General features: G+C 66.1%; 26 protein-coding genes. 11 read left to right on the top strand and 15 right to left on the bottom strand.

What is annotated here, in order from left to right; genetic code table 11:
- The first annotated feature begins 59 nt into the window (after positions 1-59).
- Positions 60-242 (top strand): hypothetical protein, encoded by a 183-nt coding sequence (locus tag AB0I19_RS04945; protein WP_357144554.1) that lies wholly within the window; start codon positions 60-62, stop codon positions 240-242.
- Entirely contained in the window at positions 239-1,432 is a 1,194-nt protein-coding gene (locus tag AB0I19_RS04950) for an MFS transporter (RefSeq protein WP_357144557.1), read from the top strand. The genes AB0I19_RS04945 and AB0I19_RS04950 overlap by 4 nt, the downstream gene beginning before the upstream one ends.
- 186 nt (positions 1,433-1,618) lie before the next feature.
- On the opposite strand, the gene AB0I19_RS04955 is transcribed toward AB0I19_RS04950, so the two are convergent.
- The 6 genes from AB0I19_RS04955 to AB0I19_RS04980 all read right to left on the bottom strand — a co-directional run bounded on the left by AB0I19_RS04955 (position 1,619) and on the right by AB0I19_RS04980 (position 6,524).
- Complete coding sequence (locus AB0I19_RS04955) at positions 1,619-2,089, bottom strand: DUF1360 domain-containing protein (protein WP_357144560.1); 471 nt, start codon at positions 2,087-2,089, stop codon at positions 1,619-1,621.
- Positions 2,086-3,255 (bottom strand): zinc-dependent alcohol dehydrogenase, encoded by a 1,170-nt coding sequence (locus AB0I19_RS04960; RefSeq protein ID WP_067638078.1) that lies wholly within the window; start codon positions 3,253-3,255, stop codon positions 2,086-2,088. Before AB0I19_RS04960 ends, AB0I19_RS04955 begins: the two co-directional genes overlap by 4 nt.
- Before the next feature lie 15 nt (positions 3,256-3,270).
- Entirely contained in the window at positions 3,271-3,789 is a 519-nt protein-coding gene (locus tag AB0I19_RS04965; RefSeq protein WP_357144563.1) for a hypothetical protein, read from the bottom strand.
- A gap of 30 nt (positions 3,790-3,819) precedes the next feature.
- On the bottom strand, positions 3,820-4,527 hold the full coding sequence (locus AB0I19_RS04970) for a hemerythrin domain-containing protein (RefSeq protein WP_357144564.1): 708 nt from the start codon (positions 4,525-4,527) through the stop codon (positions 3,820-3,822).
- 303 nt (positions 4,528-4,830) lie between these two features.
- Positions 4,831-5,904: an NAD-dependent epimerase/dehydratase family protein gene (locus tag AB0I19_RS04975; protein ID WP_357144566.1), complete on the bottom strand. Its 1,074-nt coding sequence runs from the start codon at positions 5,902-5,904 to the stop codon at positions 4,831-4,833.
- Positions 5,901-6,524 carry a hypothetical protein gene (locus AB0I19_RS04980; protein ID WP_357144569.1) on the bottom strand — a complete coding sequence of 208 codons (624 nt, stop codon included), beginning with the start codon at positions 6,522-6,524 and terminating at the stop codon, positions 5,901-5,903. The genes AB0I19_RS04975 and AB0I19_RS04980 overlap by 4 nt, the downstream gene beginning before the upstream one ends.
- A 373-nt stretch (positions 6,525-6,897) precedes the next feature.
- Here AB0I19_RS04980 and AB0I19_RS04985 point away from each other — a divergent pair, with 373 nt between their 5' ends.
- The gene (locus tag AB0I19_RS04985) at positions 6,898-7,560 is read left to right on the top strand and encodes a cyclase family protein (RefSeq protein ID WP_357144572.1); all 663 of its coding nucleotides are present in this window, start codon (positions 6,898-6,900) and stop codon (positions 7,558-7,560) included.
- Here AB0I19_RS04985 and AB0I19_RS04990 read toward each other — a convergent pair.
- On the bottom strand, positions 7,547-8,344 hold the full coding sequence (locus AB0I19_RS04990; RefSeq protein WP_357144575.1) for an SDR family oxidoreductase: 798 nt from the start codon (positions 8,342-8,344) through the stop codon (positions 7,547-7,549). The two genes, AB0I19_RS04985 and AB0I19_RS04990, sit on opposite strands and share 14 nt — an antisense overlap.
- Before the next feature lie 38 nt (positions 8,345-8,382).
- A complete protein-coding gene (locus AB0I19_RS04995; protein ID WP_357144578.1) occupies positions 8,383-8,952 on the bottom strand; it encodes a hypothetical protein in 570 nt (189 codons plus the stop codon).
- A gap of 78 nt (positions 8,953-9,030) precedes the next feature.
- Here AB0I19_RS04995 and AB0I19_RS05000 point away from each other — a divergent pair, with 78 nt between their 5' ends.
- Both AB0I19_RS05000 and AB0I19_RS05005 read left to right on the top strand, forming a co-directional pair.
- On the top strand, positions 9,031-9,678 hold the full coding sequence (locus AB0I19_RS05000; RefSeq protein WP_357144580.1) for a helix-turn-helix domain-containing protein: 648 nt from the start codon (positions 9,031-9,033) through the stop codon (positions 9,676-9,678).
- Positions 9,679-9,851: 173 nt separating this feature from the next.
- Positions 9,852-10,205, top strand: coding sequence for an Lsr2 family protein (locus tag AB0I19_RS05005; protein ID WP_357144583.1), 354 nt, complete (start codon positions 9,852-9,854; stop codon positions 10,203-10,205).
- A gap of 162 nt (positions 10,206-10,367) precedes the next feature.
- Here AB0I19_RS05005 and AB0I19_RS05010 read toward each other — a convergent pair whose 3' ends face one another.
- On the bottom strand, positions 10,368-10,754 hold the full coding sequence (locus tag AB0I19_RS05010; protein ID WP_357144586.1) for a VOC family protein: 387 nt from the start codon (positions 10,752-10,754) through the stop codon (positions 10,368-10,370).
- Between the two features lie 288 nt (positions 10,755-11,042).
- Here AB0I19_RS05010 and AB0I19_RS05015 point away from each other — a divergent pair, with 288 nt between their 5' ends.
- From AB0I19_RS05015 to AB0I19_RS05030, 4 genes are all read left to right on the top strand, one after another.
- Positions 11,043-12,182: a cytochrome P450 gene (locus AB0I19_RS05015; RefSeq protein ID WP_357144590.1), complete on the top strand. Its 1,140-nt coding sequence runs from the start codon at positions 11,043-11,045 to the stop codon at positions 12,180-12,182.
- A 111-nt stretch (positions 12,183-12,293) separates the two neighbouring features.
- Entirely contained in the window at positions 12,294-12,755 is a 462-nt protein-coding gene (locus AB0I19_RS05020) for an SRPBCC family protein (RefSeq protein ID WP_357144593.1), read from the top strand.
- Between the two features lie 4 nt (positions 12,756-12,759).
- Positions 12,760-13,227 (top strand): hypothetical protein, encoded by a 468-nt coding sequence (locus AB0I19_RS05025; protein ID WP_357145130.1) that lies wholly within the window; start codon positions 12,760-12,762, stop codon positions 13,225-13,227.
- Positions 13,228-13,233: 6 nt separating this feature from the next.
- Positions 13,234-14,709, top strand: coding sequence for an SDR family oxidoreductase (locus tag AB0I19_RS05030; protein WP_357144596.1), 1,476 nt, complete (start codon positions 13,234-13,236; stop codon positions 14,707-14,709).
- Between the two features lie 36 nt (positions 14,710-14,745).
- Here the strand turns inward: AB0I19_RS05030 and AB0I19_RS05035 are convergent, their stop codons facing one another.
- Genes AB0I19_RS05035 through AB0I19_RS05045 form a run of 3 tightly spaced genes read right to left on the bottom strand, consistent with a single transcriptional unit; the run spans position 14,746 to position 18,211 of the window.
- Complete coding sequence (locus tag AB0I19_RS05035) at positions 14,746-15,708, bottom strand: phytoene/squalene synthase family protein (protein ID WP_357144599.1); 963 nt, start codon at positions 15,706-15,708, stop codon at positions 14,746-14,748.
- A complete protein-coding gene (gene crtI / locus AB0I19_RS05040; protein ID WP_357144602.1) occupies positions 15,705-17,231 on the bottom strand; it encodes a phytoene desaturase family protein in 1,527 nt (508 codons plus the stop codon). Before crtI ends, AB0I19_RS05035 begins: the two co-directional genes overlap by 4 nt.
- 41 nt (positions 17,232-17,272) lie before the next feature.
- Positions 17,273-18,211, bottom strand: coding sequence for a polyprenyl synthetase family protein (locus tag AB0I19_RS05045; protein WP_357144604.1), 939 nt, complete (start codon positions 18,209-18,211; stop codon positions 17,273-17,275).
- Between the two features lie 319 nt (positions 18,212-18,530).
- Between AB0I19_RS05045 and AB0I19_RS05050 the strand changes: the two genes are divergently transcribed.
- Positions 18,531-19,199 (top strand): hypothetical protein, encoded by a 669-nt coding sequence (locus tag AB0I19_RS05050; protein WP_357144607.1) that lies wholly within the window; start codon positions 18,531-18,533, stop codon positions 19,197-19,199.
- 23 nt (positions 19,200-19,222) lie between these two features.
- Here AB0I19_RS05050 and AB0I19_RS05055 read toward each other — a convergent pair whose 3' ends face one another.
- Positions 19,223-21,283, bottom strand: a complete 2,061-nt coding sequence (locus AB0I19_RS05055) for an AMP-binding protein (RefSeq protein WP_357144610.1) — start codon at positions 21,281-21,283, stop codon at positions 19,223-19,225.
- Positions 21,284-21,513: 230 nt separating this feature from the next.
- Positions 21,514-22,176 (bottom strand): TetR/AcrR family transcriptional regulator, encoded by a 663-nt coding sequence (locus tag AB0I19_RS05060; protein WP_357144613.1) that lies wholly within the window; start codon positions 22,174-22,176, stop codon positions 21,514-21,516.
- Positions 22,177-22,288: 112 nt separating this feature from the next.
- Between AB0I19_RS05060 and AB0I19_RS05065 the strand changes: the two genes are divergently transcribed.
- A complete protein-coding gene (locus AB0I19_RS05065; protein ID WP_357144615.1) occupies positions 22,289-23,224 on the top strand; it encodes a hypothetical protein in 936 nt (311 codons plus the stop codon).
- A gap of 67 nt (positions 23,225-23,291) precedes the next feature.
- Here AB0I19_RS05065 and AB0I19_RS05070 read toward each other — a convergent pair whose 3' ends face one another.
- A complete protein-coding gene (locus AB0I19_RS05070) occupies positions 23,292-24,545 on the bottom strand; it encodes a helix-turn-helix domain-containing protein (protein WP_357144618.1) in 1,254 nt (417 codons plus the stop codon).
- Positions 24,546-24,617: the final 72 nt, after the last annotated feature.

A 24,617-nucleotide genomic window follows, 5' to 3' on the forward strand; every position in this document is an offset into this window, starting at 1 on the left:
CAAGGTTGTTTGCCGATTCCGCACAGGCACACCGATGCTCGTCTCGGAGGTGCTCACAGATGAACGAAACAGTGGATACGGCTATGCATGGGTTTCCATCCCGCGGCGGCATGCCGCCGACGGAGTTCGACGCGACCGGCGTCGACGGAATCGAGGCCGAACGAGAACGGTTGGCAGACTACGGGGTGCGCCTGATCGACAGGTCCGTGCGTGACGTCGCATCGGCAGGTGATCGTCGATGACCGTCACCACACAGCTCACGGACCGACGCGGAGACCGCCTGCCCGCCGGGGTATACCTGCTCGGCTTCAGCCTGTTCGCGATGGGCACCGCCGAATTCCTGCTCGCAGGTGTGCTTCCCGATGTCGCCACCGACCTCGATGTACCGCTGTCGTCGGCCGGCATGCTCATCACCGCCTTCGCGCTCGGTGTCGTATTCGGTGGACCGCCGTTCGCCGTACTCAGCCTGAGGTTGCCGCGCCGCACCGCACTGCTGGCCACACAGGTCGTCTTCGCCCTGAGCATCGCGATCGGCCTGCTCGGCAGCTATCCGGTACTGCTGGCCTCCAGAGTTGTGGCCGGTATCGCCTATGCCGGATTCTTCGCGATCGCCTCGGTGACCGCGATCGGCCTGGTCACTCCCGACCGCAACGCTCGCGCGTCCGGCGTGGTGGTGAGCGGGCTCAGCGTCGCGATGGTCGCAGGCGGACCCTTGGGCACACTACTGAGCCATTTCAGTGGGTGGCGGGGCGGATTCTGGGCCGTGGTCGCCCTCACGCTGGTCGGGATCGCCGGTTGTGTTCTCGGGATTCCCGCTACCGCAACGGATTCCCGACCAGGCACCGGATCGGTCGTGACACGCGAACTCGCCACAATACGCAAGCCGAAGCTGTGGGTGATCTACGCGATTACCATCACGACCACCGCGGCATACATGCTCACGTTCAACTACCTGGCCGCCATGCTGGGCGATATCACCGATGTCGGCGAGGTCTGGATCCCGGCCGTCCTCGCGCTGTTCGGCATCGGGGCCTTCGCCGGGTTGACAATCGGTGGCCGGATCTCCGACCGGCGCCCCCACTTGGCACTGGGCACCGGAACCGGCGCGATCGTGATTCTGTCCGTGGTGCTCGCGGTGTCGATGCGACAGATCTGGATCGTCGTTCCTGCGGTATTTCTGCTGGGTGTGGCGGCGTTTGTGCTCAACCCCGCCCTGTACGGCCGGGTGTTCACCATCGCCGGCGACGCGCCGACTCTCGCTGGAGCTACCACGGTCTCAGCCTTCCAATTGGGTATCAGCTGCACCCCGGTGTTGGCGGCCGTGATCCTCACGCAGGAGATGGCTCTGACGTCGGTTTGCCTACTCGGAGCCGTGCTCGCAGTGCTGGCCGGCCCCCTGATCCGGCTCGACGAGTCACGACCGGCACCTTAGACCGCCGCTCAACGCGTCGGCGCGAGCTCGTTCTCCGAAGACTCGCGCCGGCGCCGTAGGCAAGCGGACCTGGCCGGACAGACCAGCGACTCCTCGATGTGGTCTGACCGAAGACCTGAGCCGCCCAGTGGTCGAGCTTCCGGGCGCCTGGCCCTCGCGAACGTAGACCGACGGCGTGACCGCGAACTAACCTTCGGCCAGCTGTTGGGCCTTGGCGTACGCGAGGTGCAGAAAGTCGGCGCCGACCAGGGCTGTCATCCCGTCGGCTACCAAGCGGGTCGTACGGGGTGCGAAGACGTGTCCGACCGTGAGCGCCGTGACTGCCCACACATCGAAACAGAAAGGGCAGCTGAGTAATTCGCCGATCGTGTGCTGGATGCCCTGTTGGCCCTTCGGTCGCTCCATCACTTCGCCGGGGCCACCGGTGCCGACCTCTTCGGTGAACGGGGCTCGCACGGGTCTGGTGACGGCCGCCTTGGTGACAGTGCGGGAGAGTTTGTGTGCGGCAGCGGCGGTGGTGATCAGTTCCGGTACGGTCATGGCGCGCGGGAGTCGACGATCGGTCACCCTGCTCAACAGTGCGACGGCGGCGACGACCACCGCGTAGAGCCCCATCGTCGCGGCGTACCCGCCCAGGCGGCGCTGGCTGTCGTTCATGGGCGAAATACCGCCCGGATGCAACCTTCGCGCTTGTTCTTGAAGATGTCGTAACCGCGCACCGCGTCCTCGAGCGGTAAGTCGTGCGTGATGAGATACGACGGATCGAGATCGCCCTGCTGGATGTAGTCGAACATCCGCGGCATGTATCGCTGACCGTGCTGCTGCGACGATCGGATCGTCAGACCCTTGTTGGTCACCACACCCATCGGGAACTTGTCGGTCAGCCCGTAGACACCGAGTACCGACACGACCCCGCCTTTGCGGCACGCGACGATCGCTTCACGCAACGGAGTCGCGCGGTCGGTTTCCAGCCGCAGCAATTGCTTTGCGCGGTCATAGACCTGCTGCAGTCCGGTGCCGTGCGCTTCCATCCCGACCGCCTCGATGCAGGCGTCCGGGCCGCGACCCCCGGTCATCTCCCGCACCGCCTCCAGCACACTGTCGACCGCGGTGTAGTCGATGGTTTCGGCGCCGAACTGTTCGCGCGCCAGAGCCAATCGTTCCGGATACCGATCGATGACGATGACCTGACCCGCGCCGAGCAAGCGGGCGGTGTGCCCGGCCATGAGGCCCACCCCACCGCTGCCCCACACCGCGACCGTGTCGCCGGGTGCGATGTCGCAGAAATCGGCGCCCATCAGGCCGGTCGGCACGGCATCGGAGAGGAACAGGGCCTGCTCGTCGGTGACGCCCTCGGGGATGGTGAAGCAGTTGACGTCACCGAACGGCACGCGGACATACTGCGCGTGCGATCCCTGATAGCCACCGAACGGATGGGTGTATCCATAGATTCCCCCGGTCGGATACCCCAGAATCGGCTGTTGCAGTTCAGCATTCGGATTCGTCGTGTCACACGACGACCACAGGTCGTGCTCGCAGAACCAGCAGGACCCGCACCCGATGAACGACGGAACCACCACGCGGTCACCGACTTTGCGCGCGGTGACTTCACGGCCCACCTCGACAACCTCACCCATGAACTCGTGCCCGAACACGTCGCCTTCGCGCATGCCGGGCAGGTAGCCGTCGATGAAATGCAGATCCGATCCGCAGGTCGTGGTCAAGCCGACCTGAACGATGACGTCGTGCGGGTTGAGCAGTGTGGGGTCGTCGACCGTTTCCACCGCCAAATCGTTGACGCCGTTCCAACAGAGTGCACGCATGTATCGCCTCCTAGGTCAGTGCGCGGCCGCACGCGCGCTCGGATTGTGTGCGAGGGTGGGTACCTCACCGGTCTGCAGCAACGCGCGCGCCCGGTAGAGCACCTTGAATGCGGCTGCGCCGATGAGAAAGTCGGGTACCGGTGACTCGACCCGCAAGCTCACCTCGGTCCCGGCACCGCGGGGCGCGTCCCGGAATGTCACGCGGATCTCGGCGGGCCCGGCGTGGACGCCGTTCTCGGTGGCGCCGACAAAACGCAGGCCGTCTTCCTCGGTCTGCAGAGTGGTATCCCAGGTGATCGGGTCCTCTTCCCGGCGGCGCAGGACCCATTCGTAGCTCGTCGGTCCCGTGGCGCGGACCCCGGCCACGTCACCGAGCACCTGCGACAGCTTGTCGGGATCGTGCCAGAACTGTTCGACCTCGGCGCGTGGGCGGCTGATCGTGACGGTTTGCGCGCCGCCACCGCTACTGGCGGAATCGATGACCTTCCCCACGAGATCTGTCAGCTGTTCCTTGGCCTTCTCGATGTAACTCATGACATTCCCTTTCGAAACCTCTCGGAAGTGTCAGCCTCGCGTGGTCGAATGCTCGCCGCGACGCAGCAGCGGCAGGTGCTCGACGGCTCCGGCGACAGAGGCGAGGACGTGGCTGGTGTTTCGGCATCCGGCCGCCAACGAGGCAGGTACTCGTCGAGCAGCCCGGTCGAGCCGATCCCGCGCCCGATCCAGTCCGGTCAGCGGCAGCGCGGCGAGTGCGTTGCCCGGTGGCCGTCGCGAGACGGTCGGGTGTGGACGAGTGGGAGCGGTGTACCGCAGCGCCGACCACAGCAGGCCGGCCCGGCGCAACGCACGCGGATCCAGCGCCTCCTGCAGCTTCGGCAGAAGTAGGTCCTCCTCGTCTCGCGCGTCCTGCCGGAGTAGCTGGGCGATACGCTCGAACAATCGACGGTGCTGCGGGCTGTCTGGATCCGTCCGTTCCAGCTCGGCGAACAGTTCGTTGATCTCCTGATGTTCCTGTTCCACCCGCAACGTCAGCGCCGGACCGTCCGCCAGGGTTCGGCGAACCAGCGGCCACAGCACCGCCTCCTCCGCGAACGCATGTGGGAAGACGAGGCGGCACAGCGCGGTCAGAGCATCTTGGCGCTGACTGCCGGTGGTGTTCGCGACGCGCTCCAAGAGCAGGTCCAGCCGATGGTGGTCGCGGCGTTGCAGCGTCAACACACTCAGCGCGCCACCGAGTTCGTCTTCTGTTTGGACGGATAGTGACCGTGGCACCTGTCCTCCTCCCAGTGCGGGTATGCGATGCCTACCCGGTGCTCGGGGCCACAAACCGCATCGCCACGTTCCGCGCGCGTGTTCGAGGTGTCGATTGCACGAGGTGATCGCGGCGCGATATTGCTCGCGCACGGATCGGGCAATCACGGGCATCACCGGTTTCGCTGGGAGGGAGCGGTTTCCGGATCGCGCCAGGTGATGCTGGACAAGGCCGCGGCGGCCGGCACGTGTGCGCATCCACAAGACCGGCATCGCTCACACCGTCGAAGCGCGCGCTCAGCGAGCACCGAGGCTGCGTGCCGCTCATCGCCCGGCCCGGCGCGGCGGGGCCTGGCTCTGATGCGTCGGCGATCCGAAATGAAAGGGTACTCGTGGCGGTGCCAGCGGCGGGCTGTCGCCGCGTCGGTGCGCGCGAAACCCGGCGGCGAGTTCAGTGGCGACGGCGATGGCGTCGTGCTTCGGTGACCAGCCGAGCTCTCGGTGGGCGCGGCCCGCGTCGACCAAGCACGCCTGGTCGGCCAGATCGAGCCAACCGGGGTGCAACGGTTGCAATCCCAGCCGCCAACCTGCCCACGCGGCAGTGGCCAGAACCGGCCGTGGCACAGGAAGCCGGAATCCGCCGAAGATCGTGGCGAGAACGGGCGCCGAAAGCACCGGTTCGGCAGCGAGACCGAAGGCTCCCGTCGCCCGTTCGCGCACGATCAACCAGATCGCGGCGGCCACGTCCTCGGCGTGCACCAGCTGCAGGCGAAGATCGCGCCACAGGGGCACCGGCAGCAGGCGGTGACCGATGACGGCACGGGCCAGCCACGGGCTCAGTACCCAGTCGGCGATCTCGGCGGCGGCGGCGCCTTGCGCGACAGCACACGGACGGATCCGTGCGATTCGTAGCGAGGGGTTCGCGCGGGCGAAGGCGTCGAGTTGTTGTTCGAGGACGACCTTCCCCCTGCTGTAGGCGCTGGTGGTGATGCCGTCCAGCGGCCACCGCTCATCGACTCGTCGCCATCGTGCGGTCGGCGTGCAGGTCGCCACCGAAGACGCACATGTCAGGTGGGCGACCCCGCAGGCTGCGGCGGCTTGCAGCACGTTGGCCGTGCCGACGCGGTTCGTCCGTTCCATCGGCGGATCTCCGGTGCGCGGATTGATCGCCCACGCCAGATGGACGAGGGCATCCGCGCCGGTGCACGCGTGGGTCAGCTGCGGCAGCGCCGCCGGGTCGCCGATATCGCAGCGAACCCAGCGGACACCGGTGTAGGGAGGGCAGTCTGCTGGTGGTGGGCGCCGGACGACACCCACCACCTCACAACCCTCCGCACGCACGGTGCGCAGCAGTGCCGTACCTACACTGCCGCTCGCCCCGGTGATCACGACCTTCACTGATGACCGACCATGCGGCCGGTGACAAGTCCGGTGTCCCAGGCGCGTTCGATGAGCTGGGCTACGTCGATGCGGCTCAACTCACGCACCCGCGGGCTGGTCACCAGGCTGTTGACGTAGCTGACCACCTGATCGGTGATCAGGGAGTTCAGGTGCGCGAAGGGCTCGGCGAGTCGAGCGAGGGCGTTCTTCGCTCGCACCTTGATGGTGACATCGTGCCGCGAGATCGACTGATGCCGCACCACCAGCGCACACGGGGCGTCGGGAACAACGGTGACCCGAGTCCGCACACATGCCGCGGCGAGGTAGTGGGCAGGGATTCCGCCAAGCCTTGCCTGAATCCGGAACGTGACCGGTACCAACACCGCCATCTCGCAGCAATCCGTCTGTGAAGGTGTGACCTGCACGCGCTCGGTGCGGCCTGCCGCGGTCGCGGAGACCAACCCACCCGGACCGACGGCGATCGGGCCGGTTTCGATGTGGTCGCCGATGATCGTCGCGAACACCTCGGCGATGCGTTCCGGTCGGGTTGCGGCCCGCAACAGATTGTCGGCGAATGCGATGCGCGCGTGGGCCGACGAGACGGGCCGCTCATAGGCCGCTGTGAACTGGTCGTACATGGACACCTCCCTCGGGGCCCGTATACCCGTGAATACGAGCGGAAACCGACCTTCGACCAGGTGCTGCGTACCTACCGACTCGCCCCGCTGTCGAACCACTCGGCACGACCGGCTTCATATGGTCGTGTCGCGCGACCCGGCGGTGGGTCGACGACGGTCGGTGGCTTTTCCGGCGGTGGCCAGGTGGTCCACGCGGTGGCAGCCGCGTGCTCGGCGACAGATTTCCCCCAGTCCCACACAGTTTCGCTCCTCCCCTGAGCTACTCGGCGGGTCTAATCAGGTTATCGGCCGAATATCTTGCAGCGCCAACGGTTTTCGCGGGGGGACAGCACAGCGACCTCAGCACGGTCGACGGCTCTCGTATGCTGACGTGGTGCGCCTGATCGATCTGACCCGGCCGATCCACACCGGCATGCCGGTGTTCCCGGGCGATCCGGAAGTTCTGCTGGAACCGGCATTGCGTGCCGCCACCGACGGTGTGAACGTGCTGCGCGTGCATCTCGGGTCGCAATCCGGGACGCACGTCGACGCGCCCGCTCATCTGGACGACAGTCTGCCGACCCTGGATCAACTGCCCCTCGAGCGCTTCGTCGGACCAGCCTGGATCGTGGATGCGCGATCGGTGCCCGCGCACACCGCGATCGGACCGGCACTGTTCGACGTCGACCTGCCACCCGGCACGATCGTGCTGATCGCCACCGGTTGGTCGTCGCGGTGGGGCAACCCGGACTACTTCACCCACCCATACCTGCACCCGGAGTCCGCACAACTGCTGGTGGACAAGGGAATCCGGACCGTCGGCATCGACGCGCCGAGCATCGACCTGTCCGGGACCGACGACCTGGACCTGCCCGCACACCGGATCCTGTGCGGTGCGCACGCCGTGATCGCCGAGAACCTCACCGCACTCGACGAGCTGTCGAACGCGCAGGCGTCAGGCGAATCGATCGAGGTTTCGTTGTTTCCGCTGCCGCTGCGCGGGGCCGACGGCGCACCGATCCGGGCGGTGGCCCGGGTCGGCTTCAGCTGTTCTTGAAGGGGTTGAAGGTCTTTCCGAGGAGGTAGCCCAGGCGGACGGGCAAGGGCTTCATGGCGGCGGCGGAGATCTTGTTGACGATGCCCGGGACACACACGGGCTTGCCTTTCATCACAGCGTCCCAGCCCTCGGCGACTACAGCGTCGGGCTGCTGCCAGAGGATGCGGGGCAGATGGTCGGCTTTGTCGCGCGTGCCCATGACGTCGTGGAATTCGGTGCGGGTGAAGCCGGGGCACAGGGCGGTGACGTGGATGCCGTGGTGTTTGAGTTCCATGTCGAGGGCTTGTGAGGTGTCGAGGACGTAGGACTTGATGCCGGTGTAGAGCAAGCCGGCGCCGGGCGGGGCGAAGGCAGCGACCGACGACAGGTTGACGATGCGACCCCAGTGGCGATTCTTCATGCCGGGGATGACGAGGTGGGCGAGTTCGGTCGGGGCGGTGACCATCAACTGGATCTCCCCAGCCAGGGCGTTCCACGGTGTGTCGGCGAATGCTGTCTTGCCCGAGAGACCGGCGTTGTTGATCAGGACGTCGACGGGCAAGCCCTGCCGGTCGGCGTAGTCCACGATCGCGGCTGGTGCGGCGCTGTCGGTGAGGTCGGCGGCGAACACCTCGCAGCGCACATCATGGCGTGCGGTCAGCTGTGTGGCGAGTTCCCGGAGACGATCGGCGCGGCGGGCGACGAGCAGCAGTTGGTAACCGTTCGCGGCGAGGTGGTGGGCGAACGCCGCGCCGATACCGGCGGACGCGCCGGTGATCAGCGCGGTGCGGTGAGTTGTGGTCATGATTCCTTCGTTCGGATAGGGCCGAGACGTGAGTGGTGTCAGGCGGGCGTGCCGGGCAGCTCGCGGGTGCCCGGGGTGAAGTCGCGGCGGGCTTTACCGATGTCTCCGCGATAGGAGCCGATCGGGCCGGTCAGCAGGAAGGGCCGGGGGACGCGGCGCTGGGCATCGGTGAACCCCCAGGTGCCGATTCCGAGGTAGACGCCGGGCGCGGCACGCCGCACCTCGTCCACCATGTGGATCGAGCCGCAGAGCGAGGTGTAGGCGCGATAGACGAGCGTGTAGGACAGTGCGCCGTCGTAGCGGGACGGGGCCAACAGCGTACGCATCGGGTAGCGCTGCCGGACTCGGCCGAGCCTGCCGAAGGTGTTGTAACCACGCCCGCCGTTCTCGTCGACAGGCCGGAAAGCCTTGCACCGCCATGGCTCGAGCGGGTTGGCCACGGCCACCTTTCCGGTCACCACGGCGAACAGATTCGGCTGGGCCAGCAGAGCGGCGGCGTATTCGCCGTCGATTTCGGCGATCGTGGGGGCTTCCAGAGTGGTGAACAGGGCGAGCAGACCTCGGGTGTCGAGTCGGCGCAGCTCGTCCGCCAGGTTGTCGGAGTCCATGTGAACCAGCCTCATTTCTTGAATGTCGCTCAAGAAACGTACCGCCTTCTTGAGCGTGGTTCAAGATAGAGTGTCGAGGTGCCAAGGAACCGACGCCCGCAGAACCGTGAGGAGAAGCGAGAGGAGATCATCGCCGCCGCGCGACGCCTGCTCATCGACGACGGCTTCGACTCGGCGTCCACAGCGCGGATCGCCAAAAGCGCGGGCGTCACCGTCAATACGATCTACTGGTACTTCCAGGACAAGGACGAGCTGCTCATCGCGGTCCTCGACCGCATTCTGGCCGAGGCACTGGCCACCTACGCGGAGATCGACGGCCAGCCGCTGAACGAGCAGCTGCTATGGGTGGTCGACCAACTCGAACAGCTGCACGGGCTGGTCAATACCGTGCATGCCCGGGTAGCCACCTCCCACTCCGTCGCCGCCTGGCACACCGGGTTCCATCAGCTCGCCGACGCGCTGTTCGCCGACAACCTCCGCGCGGCCGGAGTCGCCGAAACCGATCTCGCGGCCATGTCCGCCATCGGCACCTTCGTGATCGAAGGACTCCTCACCCACCAGCACGACGACGTGGACAAGCGAGCGGTCATCGACCTGCTCGTCCGCAGCCTTACCACTGCATCCGGTCCACCGAAGGCCGCTTCCTCCGATGTCGCTGCCGCACAGGCGCATCGAGCGCCCACACGAAGGATCAGCAGTGACTCGCGCGGTGACCGAGAGCCCTGATCGACTGCCGGTCGGCCGCAATCATGACGCCGGCTCGGCGATCCGCCGCCCGCGAGGACGGGGTCCGCCTCAACCAGACAAGTGGATCGCACGGTCCGCATGTACGACCCGCGCCGAGTGCTACTACCCTGGCCATCGCCGAACCGAACCCTCATACACTGACAGGAATCCATATGGCGCGCAAGGTCGTTGTCACCCTCGTCGACGATTTCGACGGCACATCCGCCGCCGAAGAAACCGTCATTTTCGGCATCGACGGACACACCTACGAGATCGACCTGTCCGAAACCAACGCCACCAAACTGCGCAACACCTTCGAACAGTGGATCCCCTACGCCCGGCGAACCGGCCGCGCCAAAACCAGCAACTCCCGCCGACACGCCACAGCGACCCCCGCCGCCCAGACAGGTCGCCGCACCGACCTCGCGGCCATCAGGGCCTGGGCGATCGCGAACGGCCACACCGTCTCCACCCGCGGCCGCATCGCCGCCGAGATCATCGCCGCCTACGACGAAGCCTCGGCATAGGCAGGCGTGGCGAGCGCGCCCGGCCCGGATGCCCCGGCCAGTCCCGCCGAGATGCCCGGTGCCGTGTCATGACGCCGATTGCAAGTCGGCGAGCTTGTCGGCGCTGCAGACGATGATTCGCGCGGTGACCGAGCGCCCTCACCGACTGCCGATCGGCCGCAATCAGGACGTCGACTCAGCGATCCGCCATGGTGGGTCGAGCCGGTTGACTCCAGCATAGAAGAGGCAAAGCCGATGACCGTCCGGATCGTGCAGCCATGCCTCGCGCCACAGCCATGGTGTGTCGACGGGCGAACTGTCGAACACCACGCCCGCAGCACGTAGCCGAGCGCACTGGTCGTCGAGGTCGTCGGACTCGAAGTAGATGGAGACCGACCCACCGCCGTGCAGGGATTCGACCAGCTCGACCGAAAACGTACTGTCACCATCAGGGCACCGGAAACGCAGGTAGTGGTCGGTTTTGACGATCAGGTGCAGCCCGAGCAGCCCATAGAACTGCTCGGACCGCGCAAGGTCGGTAGCACCGATAGTGATCTGATTCATCCGCATCCGGCCACTGTGCAACCTCAACCACAGTGCAGGTCAACTTCGTGCCGCCGGTCCGTTCGACCGGACCCCGCCCGCGAAACGCAACGCTCCGGGCGTCATCGACCGGAGCGTTGCGATCGGCATTCGCCGACCCGGTTGCGCCTACACTCGCGATGTGGAACCCGACGTGTTCGCGAATTTCGTAGCGCGAGAAAGCATTACCGAATCCGAGCTCTTCGAGAAGCTACCGCATCCACGGTTTCGGCTGCCGTTGCTCGGTGACGTCCTGACCACCGATTTCGCGAAGCCGTGCCAGCGACTCGCCGAGCAGGCGCGGGAGGTAACAACTCGGAACCGAACTGGGCTAAAGCACACGCCGTTCTCGCTCCCGCCTTCACCAAATCGGCCATGGCCGACTATCACGCCGCGATCACCGGCACCGTCCGCGAATTGACCGACCTGTGGTCGACGACACCGGAGTGGACCGACGTGCCCGCGACGACGAACAAGCTGACGTTCGAAATCATCGCGCGCGCGGGGTTCTCGCATTCCTTCGGTTCACTGGCCGATTCGAACAGCGGTTCGTTCGTCGAAGCGATGGTGCGTGAGCTCGCCTATGCCAACCGCCGCACGGATGTACTTCCGTTGTTCGACAAGGTCTTCCGTCGGGCCGACCATGCGCGGCACGAGGCCGATCTGGCGCACGCTCACGCAGTCGTCGACAACATCATCGAAGCCCGCAAACACGATTCACACCGTCGGTATCGCGACATCCTCGATCTCATGCTCGACAGTGCCGACTCGGAAACCGGCGAGCGGTTGGACACGGTGAACATCCGGAATCAGATCCTCACCTTCCTCATCGCGGGTAGTGAGACCTCGGCCAACACCATCGCCTTCGCTCTCCATTACCTCTCGACCCGTCCCGACATCGCCGCCGGCGTCCGAGCCGAACTCGACGAGCGCTGGCCCACAGCGGAATTCCCCGATATCCGGTATGACGACGTGGCCAAGCTCCGCAGTCTGCGCCGCGTCATCGACGAGACGCTGCGGCTGTGGCCGACCGGCCCCGGTTACTTCCGCCGGGCCAAGCGCGACACCACGCTCTGCGGCCGTTACCGGTTCGCCCAGAAGGACTGGGTGCTGGTACTGCTCCTCGGCGCCCACCGAGACCCGGCCTGGGGCCACGACGCAGATCAATTCAACCCCGACCGATTCCTGCCCGACAACATTCGCGGTCTGCCGCCCCGCGTCTACAAACCTTTCGGCACCGGCCCCCGCGCCTGCATCGGTCGCCAGTTCGCGCACCACGAAATCGGCGTCACCCTCGCGGCACTTCTGCACCAGCTCGATCTGGAACCCGACCCGGCATATGACCTCGACGTGCGCGAAACCCTCACCCTCAAGCCCGCGGGTCTGCGCCTTCGAGCACGTCGTCGACGTCGTTAGGCGGCGGGCCGGGCGCAGCCGATTGAAGCGAATTTGCATCAATCGGTGTGAACTCGGGGCGAGTGGGCACTCGGCCGCTGAACGCAGAAATTCGATCCGAGGAGGCCGAGAATGAGCACTGTCATCGAAGCTGTCGACGTGCAGGTACCGGTGGCGACCGCCTACAACCAGTGGACCCAGTTCGAATCGTTCCCCCAGTTCATGCACGGGGTGGACCGGATCGAACAACTCGATGACACCCATACCCGATGGACCGTCGACATCGCCGGTGCCACTCGGACATTCGATGCCACCATCACCGAGCAGCATCCCGAGGAACGCATCGCCTGGAAGTCCGACGAGGGTCCTGAGCATGCCGGCGTGGTCACTTTTCACCGCATCGATGACTCGACGACCCGGGTCACCGTGCAGATGGACATCGACCCGGAGGGCTTCGTCGAGAACATCGCGGACAAAACAGGTGTGCTCGATCGCCGCATCAAGGGGGACATGCGCCGGTTCAAGGACTTCATCGAAGGCCGTGGATCGGAAACGGGAGCGTGGCGTGGCGACGTCGATCGCCCCAAGCCTTAGCTCGATGAGTGCGAACGAGAACCAGGCCGACAACGGCCGACCGGCCGACCGCCACCGACGTCCCAGCGGTGTCAGCGACGAAACCGTCGCTGCGGTCGGCAAGTTGTCGGAGGCGCTGGAGACAACGGAACGGGCGCGCGGACACCTCTACGAGTTCCACCAACTCACCGGCGGAGCCGATCTCGCGCTCGGCGAAGCGGCCGACATGCTTCGCGTGGCAGGCCACCATCGACTCGCCGATCGGCTGTCGACCGAACTGATCGGCCGCAACGTTCTGGTCGGCCGCTGGACCTTCCAGATCGTGGAAGAGTACGACGAGGGTTACTACTCGGTGTTTCGCGAGCTCGAGCGGACGGTTCGTGACCGGCTTGTGGGCGGCCGCACCCACGTCTACGAGGCCGAGATGAAGGAGGCACGACGCACTCAGGGCCTACCGGGCCACGCTGCCCGACCGGATATCACGGAAGGCTGAACGAGCATGAGGTGTGTGGTCTTCGGGGTGACCGGCTACATCGGTGGCCGGTTGGTACCCGAATTGCTTCGGGCCGGTCATGACGTCCGGGTGGTCGCCCGGACACCGGAGAAACTGGCCGAAGTGCCGTGGCTCGATCGGGTCGAGGTGGTCGAGGGAGATGTCACCGACAGCGACCAGGTGCGCTCGGCGGTGGCCGGTCAGGAGGTCGTCTACTACCTGGTGCACTCGTTGACCCGTCGTGACTTCGCCGATATCGATCGTGAAGCCGCGCGGATCGTCGGGGCGGCCGCGTTGTCGGCGGGGGTCCGGCGCATCGTCTATCTCGGTGGAATCGTCCCGCCACACACCGAACTGTCTCGCCACCTGGCCTCCCGTGCCGAGGTCGGCGAGATCCTGCGTGCCTCCGGTGTTCCCACCGCGGAGCTGCGTGCGGCGGTGATCATCGGATCCGGGTCGGCGAGTTTCGAGATGCTGCGGTATCTGTCCGAACGCCTGCCCGCGATGGTCACCCCGCGGTGGGTTCACAACAAGATTCAGCCGATTGCTGTTCGAGACGTTCTGTATTACCTGGTTCACGCCGCGGAGTTGTCGGCCGACGTCAACCGCGCCTTCGATATCGGCGGGCCCGACGTGATGACCTACCTGACCATGATGCGCGAATACGCCGTCGTGGCCGGGCTGAATCGTCGAGTCGTGCTGCCGGTTCCGGTGCTCACGCCGTGGCTGTCCGCGCAGTGGGTCAACCTGGTGACGCCGGTGCCCCGTGCGCTTGCCGTGCCGCTCATCGAGTCGCTCGTCCACGAGGTGGTCTGCGGCGAGCACGACATCGCCGCGTACATCACGGATCCCCCGGAGGGCCTCACCCGGTACGGACGCGCCGTGGAGCTGGCGCTGACCCGCATCCGCAACGCCGAGGTGTCCACTCGTTGGTCCGATGCCAGCACCTACGGCGCACCTTCCGATCCCTTACCCACCGATCCGGACTGGTCCGGCGGCTCCCTCTATGAGGACGTTCGCGAACATCACACCTCCGCGGATCCGGACACGGTGTGGGCGGTGATCGAATCCATCGGCGGTGAGAACGGCTGGTATTCGTTCCCGCTCGCGTGGTCGCTCCGCGGCTGGATCGACCGGGTGGCCGGAGGTGTCGGACTTCGCCGCGGCCGCAAACACCCTCGGCGCCTGCACTCCGGCGAAGCGTTGGACTGGTGGCGCGTCGAATATATCGACCGACCACACCTGCTGCGCCTTCGCGCCGAGATGCGGGTGCCGGGCCTGGCGTGGCTCGAGCTCGGTGTCGAACCCGCCCCGAACGGTGGATCCCGATACCGTCAGCGCGCGATCTTTCAACCGCACGGACTCGCCGGGCACCTGTATTGGAAAGCGATCAGCCCTTTTCACAGCGCCGTTTTCGGAGGCATGGTCCGTAACATCACGAGTACTGCGGAACGCACCCCCGATAGCACGCCGACAGGTTGAAGATTCAGCTATTTCCTTCGGCTCGACCCGATCCCCTCAGCCTTCGGCGGGGGTCAGTGCCCGTGCCCGGCTACCTCGCCGCGCCCACAACGCACGAGCCAGCGCCGAACCGGCGACGCGCGTTCGGCGCGCGCTGCTCACGGTCGCCCGCGCGGTGAACACCGCGAACTCGCTCTGTTCGATCCGGTCGAGAATCTCCGAATACAAGACGGCCGCGGTGGCGACGCACGGTCGCGATACCGGGTGCAGCAACGCGATTCCGGCATCGGCGTACCGGTACCACTCTCGGGCGACGGCGTGTTGAGCGGCCAGCGCCGACCGCACCTTGGAGTCGGTGCGCCGATTGGTCCGGCACCACTGCAAGCGGGCGCGGTCCACACCGAAAGCAGCCAACTCGTCGGCAGGCAGATACACCCGGCCACGGTCGAGGTCTTCGGCGACGTCGCGAAGGAAGTTGGTGAGCTGGAAGGCTTTTCCCAGCGCCGCCGCGTAGGGCGCGGCATCGGATCGGGGGCCGATGGTGCCGAGCACCGGCAGTACCTGCAGGCCGATCACCGCTGCCGAACCGTGGATATAGCGATCAAGCGCGGCCCGATCCGGGTAGTCGGTCACCGTCAGATCCATCCGCATCGAGTCGAGGAAATCGTCGAACAGCGAGTGCTCGATCTCGTATCTGGCGGCGGTATCGGCGAGCGCGGCAAGGATCGGGTCGCCGTCGTGGGTACCGCGAAGACTGTCGCGCATGGTCTTCGCCACCGCGTCCAGGCGGGCCGCCGCGGAACCGGTGGCGTCGCCTGTCGGGGGTTCGTCGACGATGTCGTCCGCCCATCGGGCGAAACCGTAGAGGGCGTGGATGGCAGGGCGCTGGGCGGGGGCGAGCAGTCGGGTGGCCAGGAAGAATGTGCGCCCGTGCTGGGCGTTGAGCTCCCGGCACCTCTGATAGGACGCGCGCAACCCCGCGTCACGGATACCGGCGGCGTCGAGTTCGGTGCGAGTCATCGTCGTCCGCTCCTGGTCGCGGTGGAAATCGAAGACCGCGAGGTAGTCAGGGTGCCGGTCACGCGGTCGGCGGCGAGACGACCCGACAACAGTGCCGTCGGCACGCCGACACCGGGAACAGTGCCACAGCCGGCCAGCACCGCATTGGTCGCTCCGCGTGGCATGTTCGCGGGACGGAACGGACCGGTTTGGGCGAAGGTATGCGCGAGGGAGAACGGGGTTCCGGCCAGCATGCCCTGCCGTTGCCAATCGGCGGGGGTGTCCACATGCACGATCGTGGAGTTCGCGACGAAGCCCGGAATCAACCGGTTCTCGACGATCGCCGCGAGTTCCTCGCTGTAAGCGGTGGCGCGGCGATCCCAGTCCAGATCCTTGCCCCGAAACAGGTTGGGTACCGGAGCGAGAACGGTGAACAGGTCCTGCCCGTGCGGGGCGAGGGCAGGGTCGGTCGCGGTGGGCCGGGTGACCAGCAGCGACGGGTCCGTCATCAACTCTCCCCCATCGATCAGTTCGTCGAAGGTCTGTTTCCAGGCGGCACCGAAGACGAGGTTGTGATGTGCGGTCGGCACGCCGACGGGAAAGCCGACATGCATGACGACCGCGGACGGTGCCGGACGCCAGCTGATCGGACGCCGCGGAGAGCGATCGAGCAATTCGTAGGCTGTGGCCAATTCGGTTGCCAAAACGACTGCGTCGCAGGGGATTCTGCGTCCCTTTTCGGTGAATACAGCAGTGATGCGTGAACCGTTCCGTTCCAGATCGTGGACGGTTTCGTCGTAGCAGAACCGCACACCGGCATCCACGGCAGCGGCGGCCAGGGCGTCCGGTAGCGCACGCATTCCGCCGCGCGGGAAGTACACACCGCCGACGGTGTCCATGTAGGAGATCACCGCGTACAGCGCCAGGGCTCGCTGTGGCGACACACCCGCGTAGAGCGACTGGAAGGTGAACACCCGCCGCAGCCGTTCGTCGGTCAGGAAAGATCCGACCGCCCGGTCGAGGCGACGAAAGCCGCCCAACGCGATCAACCGCGCGAACGCCGGTGTGAGCAGTGAGAACGGAGAATCGGCGTTCGTGGCGATGAACCGATCGAATTCGACGCGGTACAACTCGCTCAACCACGCTCGCAGTCGGCGATACCCTTCGACTTCCTCGGGCCCGGCGAAAGCCGCGACCGATTCCTCCATCGCCGCGGCGTCGCTGTGAATATCCAGCCCGCTGCCGTCGGCGAAGTGCGCGCGGTAGGCAGGGATGACCGGCAGCAAGTCCAGCCGGGAGTCGAGACTCTCCCCCACCGCGGCGAGGGTGTCGGCGACGATGTCGGGCATGGTGAGTACCGACGGCCCGGTGTCGAGCAGAAGACCGTCGATATCGCGCCGCCCGGCTCGACCGCCTGCGACCGAATCGCGCTCCACCACCGTGACGCCGCGGCCGCGCCCCGCCAAGTGCAGCGCGGCGGCCAGACCAGCCAGACCGGCCCCGACGACGACAACCTCATCGGTTCTTCCCGGTATCGTTCGCATCTCTACCTTCCAGTCGGACTTCTCGATGGCACGCGGGCCGGTCAGGACGTACGGTCGGTGCACAACAGCGCCATTCGGTGCAGCGCGTCGGCCACCGACGGTTCGAGATCGGCGCGATCGAGAAGCCGACGCGCGTGTTCGACTCGGTCGCGGATCATCCGCTCGGCGCACTGCCGCGCGCCGCTGTCGACGATCACCGCCTGTGCGAAGGCGACGCCCTGCTCGTCGATCAGCTCTTCCCGCCATAGATCTCGCAGCCGGGCGCGGTCCGACGGCCCAGCGAGCTGATCGGCCAGCGCGATCAGCGTGGTCGCCTTGCGTTCTCGGACATCGTCACCGGAAGGCTTTCCGGTGGTCGACGGGTCGCCGAAGACGCCGAGCAGGTCGTCGCGAAGTTGGAATGCTTCTCCGACCAGTACGCCGTATGCACCGAGAACATCCATCACGGTGTCGTCGCAGTCGGCCATCGCCGCACCGAGTTCCAGGGGTCGGCGCACGGTGTAATTGCCGGACTTACGGCGTGCGATGTCCATCACCGCGGTCAAGGACGGAAAGCGGTTCGCGTCGTTGGACAGGTCCGCGAGCTGACCTACTGCCAGTTCGCTGCGCATCGCGTCGTAGCGTGGCCATGCCCGATCCAACGCGGCGGTACCGACGCCACTTTCGCGCAACATGCGCTCGGCCCACACCAAGTACAGGTCGGCGAGGAGGATCGCCGCGGATTCGCCGAATCGGGCCGCCGATCCCGACAACTTCTGCTCGGTATGCCACGCGGCCAGCCGCAGATGGGTCGACTGTCGTCCCCGTCTGACACGGGACTCGTCCATCACGTCGTCTTGCACGAGCGCGAACGCGTGCAGCAGTTCCACACTTGCGGCCGCGCGCAGCGCTGGTTCGGACTCGCCGCCGCCACCACACAGCCAACCGAGATAGACGAACACCGACCGCACGCACTTGCCACCCGACGCGAAGTCGACCATCAGCCGACCTGGCAGTGAGAATCCCGCCGGGTCCAATTCCGCCGCGCAACGCGCCCGGACGAACTCATCGACGTGATCGCGGACCGATCTCTGTGTCTGCGCGAGCCACCGTTCGAACTCTGTCGAGCCGTCGTCGGTGGAGAGTCCGCGAGGTCCGGCTGCGGTCGCAGCTCGCTCTGCATTCACGCCACGATTGTGACACCGATTTTCCAAAAATGCATCGTTTGTGCGTCGATTGCTGCCGCGTCGGCTCTCCCTCGCCGCCACAAGTTGTTCCGCACCGCGGCCGGGTGTCAGAGGGATCCGGTTGGATGAGCGCGTGACTGTCTATGACGTAGCCCGCCGGCTTCCTGCCATCGCCGACCTGCGGAACCTGTGCCGCTCGCTTGCGATGCTCGACGCGATCCTGAGCCCGGACTGGGAAAGCCGCTACTACTCCTTCGACGGCGCCTGGTCCGAAGGCCCGGAGATGGCTTCGATGCGCAACGGGTCGGGAGACGAATACTCCATCGTGTTCTCGGTGGCCGGGGTATATATCCGGGGCTTTGGCCACGAGTCGCCGATGAGCCCGTATGGCCATGACCGCCAGCCCTGGCCGGGAGTGATCGACGAAGTTCCCGATGTCTTCATGCCCTTGGTCGAGGAGCCGGCATTCACTGACGAGGACGGCGTGCTTGCTGTGACGGCCTGCTTGTGGCGGACGGCGACCGATGATCAGTGGCACCACGGCACGATCGACTTCCCCCCGGACCATGCCGACCCTGATGGGGCGAACTATCTGTTCCAACTACTGGTCGACCGCTCACCTGAAGCGTTCCAGCGCTTCGCCGAGGACTATTACGAGATCTCTGTGGACCTGGAAGCGGTGCGTGACATGTATGCCTTGCGGCCGCTGGACCAGGAACTCGTGTCGTCGTTGAACGGAGAGGCCACCCTGGCGGATCTGGCCCGAGACATCTCCGAAATCGGATATCCGCATGCCTCGTGATCGAGTGAACGGAATTCGATCGTTCAGTCGGGAAAACCCGCGGGATCGACGAGCAGTCGCTTGAGTACTTTGCCGGTTTCCCCGCGCGGCAGCGAGTTGAGGAAAGTGACATCGCGCGGGACCGAAAAGCGGCTGAGCCGGTTGCGGATGTAGGTGCGCACCATGCCCGAATCCAGGCTGGAGCCTTCCTGTTTGACGAGGAAAGCGGCCAATCGCTGACCGAATTCACGGTCGGGTACCCCGACCACCGCGACATCGCTGACCTGCGGCAGATACGACAGGGCCTCTTCGACCGGACGTGGGAAGACGTTCTCGCCACCGGAGATGATCATTTCGTCGTCGCGTCCGGCCACGAACAGTCTGCCCTCCGCGTCGAGGTAGCCCAGATCGCCGGTGTTCAGCATGCCGTCGGCCTCCTCGGGCGGAGTGTCGTTGACGTAGCCGTCGAACAGCATGTGGTTGCCGACGAAGATCCGTCCGGTCACCCCTATCGGCACCGGCTGGTTGTCGTCGCCGAGGATCGCGATCCGGGTCCCCAGCGGCGGACGACCCGCCGTGGTCGGGGCGGCACGAAGGTCCTCGGGCGCTGCCACGCTCGCCCAGGAGACCTCGGTGGAACCGTAGAGGTTGTAGAGCACATCACCGTAGTCCTCGAGGAAGCGATCGACGGTCGCCGCGACGAGTGGGGCACCACAACTGACGACATGTCGCAGACTGCTCAGGTCGTGGCGAGCGCGCACCGCGGCGGGCAGGTCGACCATGCGCTGGATCATGGTCGGCACCGCGATGAGGGTGTTCACCCGGTGTTCGGCGACCTGACGAAGGCATTCCTCGGCATCGAATCCTTGCGCGAGCACCACGGTGGCCCGCACGGCGGTGCTCAATTGCAGCGCCGAGAGCCCCCACGTGTGGAACAGCGGTGCCGGGATCATCATCGTGCTGCCCACGTGGATCGGGATTCGCGACAGGAGCGCGACCAGGGTGTCGAATCCCTTCGGATGCGGACGCCTTGCACCCTTCGGTGTGCCGCTTGTTCCCGACGTGAGCACGATCTGACGCCCGGGCACCGTGGGGACCGGAAACGTCTTGTGCCCCATGGCGATCAGATCCTCGATGGTGACCCGGCCCGGGTCCGCGGGCAGGTCGTCGGTGACGAAGCGCGGCACGCCGTTGTGCAGATACTGCACGAGGTGCTCGAGGTCGGTGTCGACGAACAACGCCGAGAGCCGGTGACGCTGCACGATCTCCTCGATCCGCCTGCCCGACAGGCCGGCGTTCAGCAGTGCGACGTCCACGCCGAGCTTGCCCGCCGCGACCATCGTCTCGACCATGCCGCAGTGGTTGGCGGCGAGCAACCCGATCGCGTCGCCCGCGCGCAATCCGACCTCGTACATGGCACCGGCCAGCGCGGTGGTGCGCTTGTCGGTTTCGGCGAATGTGGCCGTGCTGATGTTGTCGATGAGGGCGAGCTGGTCGGGGCTGTGCGCGGCGCCCGCCGCGTAACCGCCCGCCAGGTTGAAACCCCACCGGTACAAGGACCGCAGTTGCCGCGCCGAGGTCACCGGCGGCGCGACCAGCCCGGAATTCACCACCCAGCGCACGAGTTCGGACTTGCGGCGGATCGGCGCCCGGTCGCCGTTTCCCACCACCGATGTCTGCGCCCCACGCACCACATCGACCGCACGCCGCAACCCGGCCCTGATCCACCGGACGGTCTCGGCGTCGCGCGCCTCCGCCAGCGCCGGATGCAGCCGCGGCGCGGCGAAGGCGGTGACGCTCACGCTGGTTCGCTGCTGGTCACCGGCGAGCCGGATCAGCGCGAAACTGCCCGTCTCCGGGTTGTGCAGTTCGAAACTCTCGTACCAGCGACCGATCCGCAAGGCCAGCTCGATGGTCCGCACGCCGACATCCGCGTCGCCGATGCGGACCTGCCACCTCGTATCCCCCTCGGTGCCGGTCAACCGCTGGCATCCTCCGATGCCGGACCACAGCCGCGGATAGCTCTGCGGTTCGAGCAGCACCTCCCACAACGCCTGCCTCGCGACGGCGAAGTCCACGGTCACATCCACGACATCACTCGACATCTCTGCGCCTCTCTCGGCCCGGCCACGCTGCCGGGAAGTGCCCACGCATCCCGGCCACTGTGCCGCGACGGCGCCTTTCGTCAGGCACTGCACCAGAAGTCATGGTCGCGCACGGCGCCGTGGCCGAACGCGAATTCTTCGGATGCTTGACGGTTACCGAAGAACACGCGCACCGGCTGTGAACACTGCCAATCGTCGGCCGATCCGGATGCGGGTAGGGCCTGCGCGCTTCAGTCCACTCGCCGGGCAGGATCGACGGGCGGTGGTGGCGGATCAGCGAACAGTCCGCCATGCAGGAGCTGGGCGACCGCATCGTCCCAGCGGTGCAGCTGTGCCGGTGAGGTGAGGGGCTCGGGAAGGTGCCGGTCGATCTGTTTCCGCAACACGGCCGTGCCGATGACCAAGATCAATGGATGCAGCGCTGCCCACGTGCGGTCGACATCGGGTCGTAGCAGCCCCTGTTCATCGAATTCGTTCCACTGCGTGGTGCTGATGGAGACCAGTCCATCGAAGACGGTCGTGCCGATGGTGTCGCCCTCGACGAACGCGTGCGCGATGTAGTCGACGACCTCGGGATGATCGGTCATGATCGAGGTGACCCGGTGCCCCAGCTCGCCGAGCGAATCCTCCGGTGGTGGCGGTAGTGGCCGAGACGCGACCGCTGTCGCGACGACTCGCAGGACGTACTCGTCGACAGCGGTAACGAGTCCGGCCTTGGTACCGAAGTGATGTTGCACCAGTCCGATCGACACCCCCGCCTGCTGAGCCACCGATCGAAGTGAGGTCGCCGTAACCCCTTCGGCGGCAAAGCACTTCAACGCGGCGGCGCGGATCCGGTCCGCGGCCGACGGGCTGGGACCTGCTGGTAGGGGAAATGGCGACGTGGGCTGCACGAATCAACCATAGACAATACGAGCATACTGTGTCACGATACGTTCATATTGCCAAACAGTATGTGCATATTTCGCTGACATCGAGGTAGGTCATGGCGCCCGGAACAAACCGATGAGGCTCCTGGTGCTCGGCGGCTACGGCGCTGTGGGCGGCCATCTGGTCACCGAGCTCCGCCGCCGAGGACACGTGGTGGTGGTCGCCGGCCACGATCCGGCCCGCTCGGACACGGTGATCGATCTCCGAGACCGTTGCCTGTCGGCCTATCGTGCGGCGCTGCCCGGCATCGATGTGACAGTCAACGCCTCGGGTGCCGAGAATCCGCGACTGGCCGCACTCGCCGGTGACCACGGGTCGGCGTTCATCGAAATCTCGGCCACCACCGAATATCTCCACGACCTCGCGCGGGCGAACGCGCAGTCCCCGGTCGTCGTCGAGGTCGGCCTCGCCCCTGGGCTGACCAACCTACTCGCAGCAGCAGTCCACCGAACATCGCCGGGTCCGATCGACCTCGCCGTGTTCCTCGGCGCCGGTGAACGTCACGGCGCCGCTGCCGTCGAATGGTCATATCGACTGCTGGGCAAGCACTTCCGCGAAGGCGACGGCTACATCCGCAACTACACACAACCCGAGACCTTCCTGCTGCCCGGGCACCAGAGACCGCGGCGGCTCTACCGACTCGATTTCGCCGACCAGCACACCCTCCAGCGCGACTTCGATGTGTCTGTCCGCACGTTCTTCGGCCTAGATTCCCGTCTTGCCACGACCGCGCTAGCCGCACTCACCTGGCTACCCGGTGCCTCGAAAGCGCCACGCGGACTTCACCTCCCAGGGACCGACCGATGGATCGTACTGGCCCGCGGCCAGGACGGGACCATGCGCTGGGCACGCGGAACAAATCAATCCCGCGCGACCGCGATCATTGCCGCTACAGCCGCGACTCACGCGCCGCATCTGGCCCACGGAATCCACTCCCTGCATCGCGTTCTCACACTGGCCGACCTGCCGCTGGATGAGATCGAACTCGACATTCTGGAGCCGGGCGCCTGACCGACTTCTGCAACAGCGGCGTTCCTCCCTTGACCACCGAAGAGGAATGCTCTGAGGTGCGACGGTGTCAGCTCGCGCGCGTGCCGGGGACTTCGGCGGTTTTCGTGCTTCGGTGCGCCCGGATCAGCAGGGCCGCGCGGAGATAGCACAGGCCGGTGATGTCGTTGAGGTCGAATCCGGTCATCTGCGTGATCCGTTTGAGCCGGTAATCGACGGTATTGGTGTGGATGAACATTTTTCGGGCGGTGCGCGCACGTTGCATATTCGTCGCCAAATACACCTCGAGGGTTTGCATCAATTCAGGATGCGGCTCGAGCGAATCGACAACCGAACTCAGATAGTCGCGGGCAGGTCCCGGTCGGGTGAGCTGATATTCCAAAGCCAATTCGTGCGGGCGGTACACCTTGCTCGGCCCGCCGAGGCGGTGCACTATTTCGATGAGTTCGTGGACCTCTTCGGCGGCACGCGGGATCTCCGTCGGCACGGCCGTCGTCACGACCGCGCGCAGCGGTACCTGGGCGGCCGCGGACAGGCATGTCAGCAGGTCGTCGATGTCGGGTCCGGCGAACTCGGAGGCAGGCAGCAGCAGTGTGCCGCCGTCCACGCTGAGCAGCGAGAGCGCCTTGCCGTCGCATCGGTCGGCGAGTTCGGCTTGGACTCGCCGCAGCTTGCGTCTGGCGACTACTTTCGCGTTCAACCCCGGTTCGGATTCTTTTGCATGGGGAGGAAGTTCGAGCGCCATGACGTGATACTCGGTGTCGATCTCGATGCCGCATTCCCGCGCCATCGTCGCGGTGTTCTGGCCGCCGAGCAGCGCCGAGGTGAGGGTGTGCACGGCGGTATGGTGCTCGCTGACGACAGCACGCAGTTCCCGCACATACGCCGCCGACACCGCGGCGGTGATCATGTCCTGGGCGTCCATCAGCCGCCGTACCACGCCGACCATGGTGTCGTAATCATGGTTGGCGACATTGGTGATGATGAGGTCGAAGCCGAGTTTGAAGCCTTCGTACACGGCGTGGTGGATGGTGTCGATCGGAATGCCCTCGCGCGCCCAGTCGGCGGCGGCAGCCTGTACGCGCTCCACCCGGCCGGGCAGATCACGGCCGTCGAGCATGCTTCGGGTGAGTTCCAGGCAGATCCTGGTGACGGTGGTGATATCGCCGTCGAGCGCTTCACCGGGCAGTGTGCCGCAGGGGACGACTTTTTCGATGAAATGGACGACCATCTGCCGCGAGATCGCGCGCACATCGCTCAGGGGTGTCGATACCGGGCGGCCTGCGGCGGTCAAGAACGGTTCGATGGAGGTCGTAACAGCCATGGTGATTCCTTCCCACCCGAGTTCGTAGTTGCCGGGCGCGGGCAGGTGCGGGCGCCCCGACGCCCGCCCACA

Source organism: Nocardia sp. NPDC050413 (assembly GCF_040655475.1).
Lineage (GTDB): Bacteria > Actinomycetota > Actinomycetes > Mycobacteriales > Mycobacteriaceae > Nocardia > Nocardia coubleae.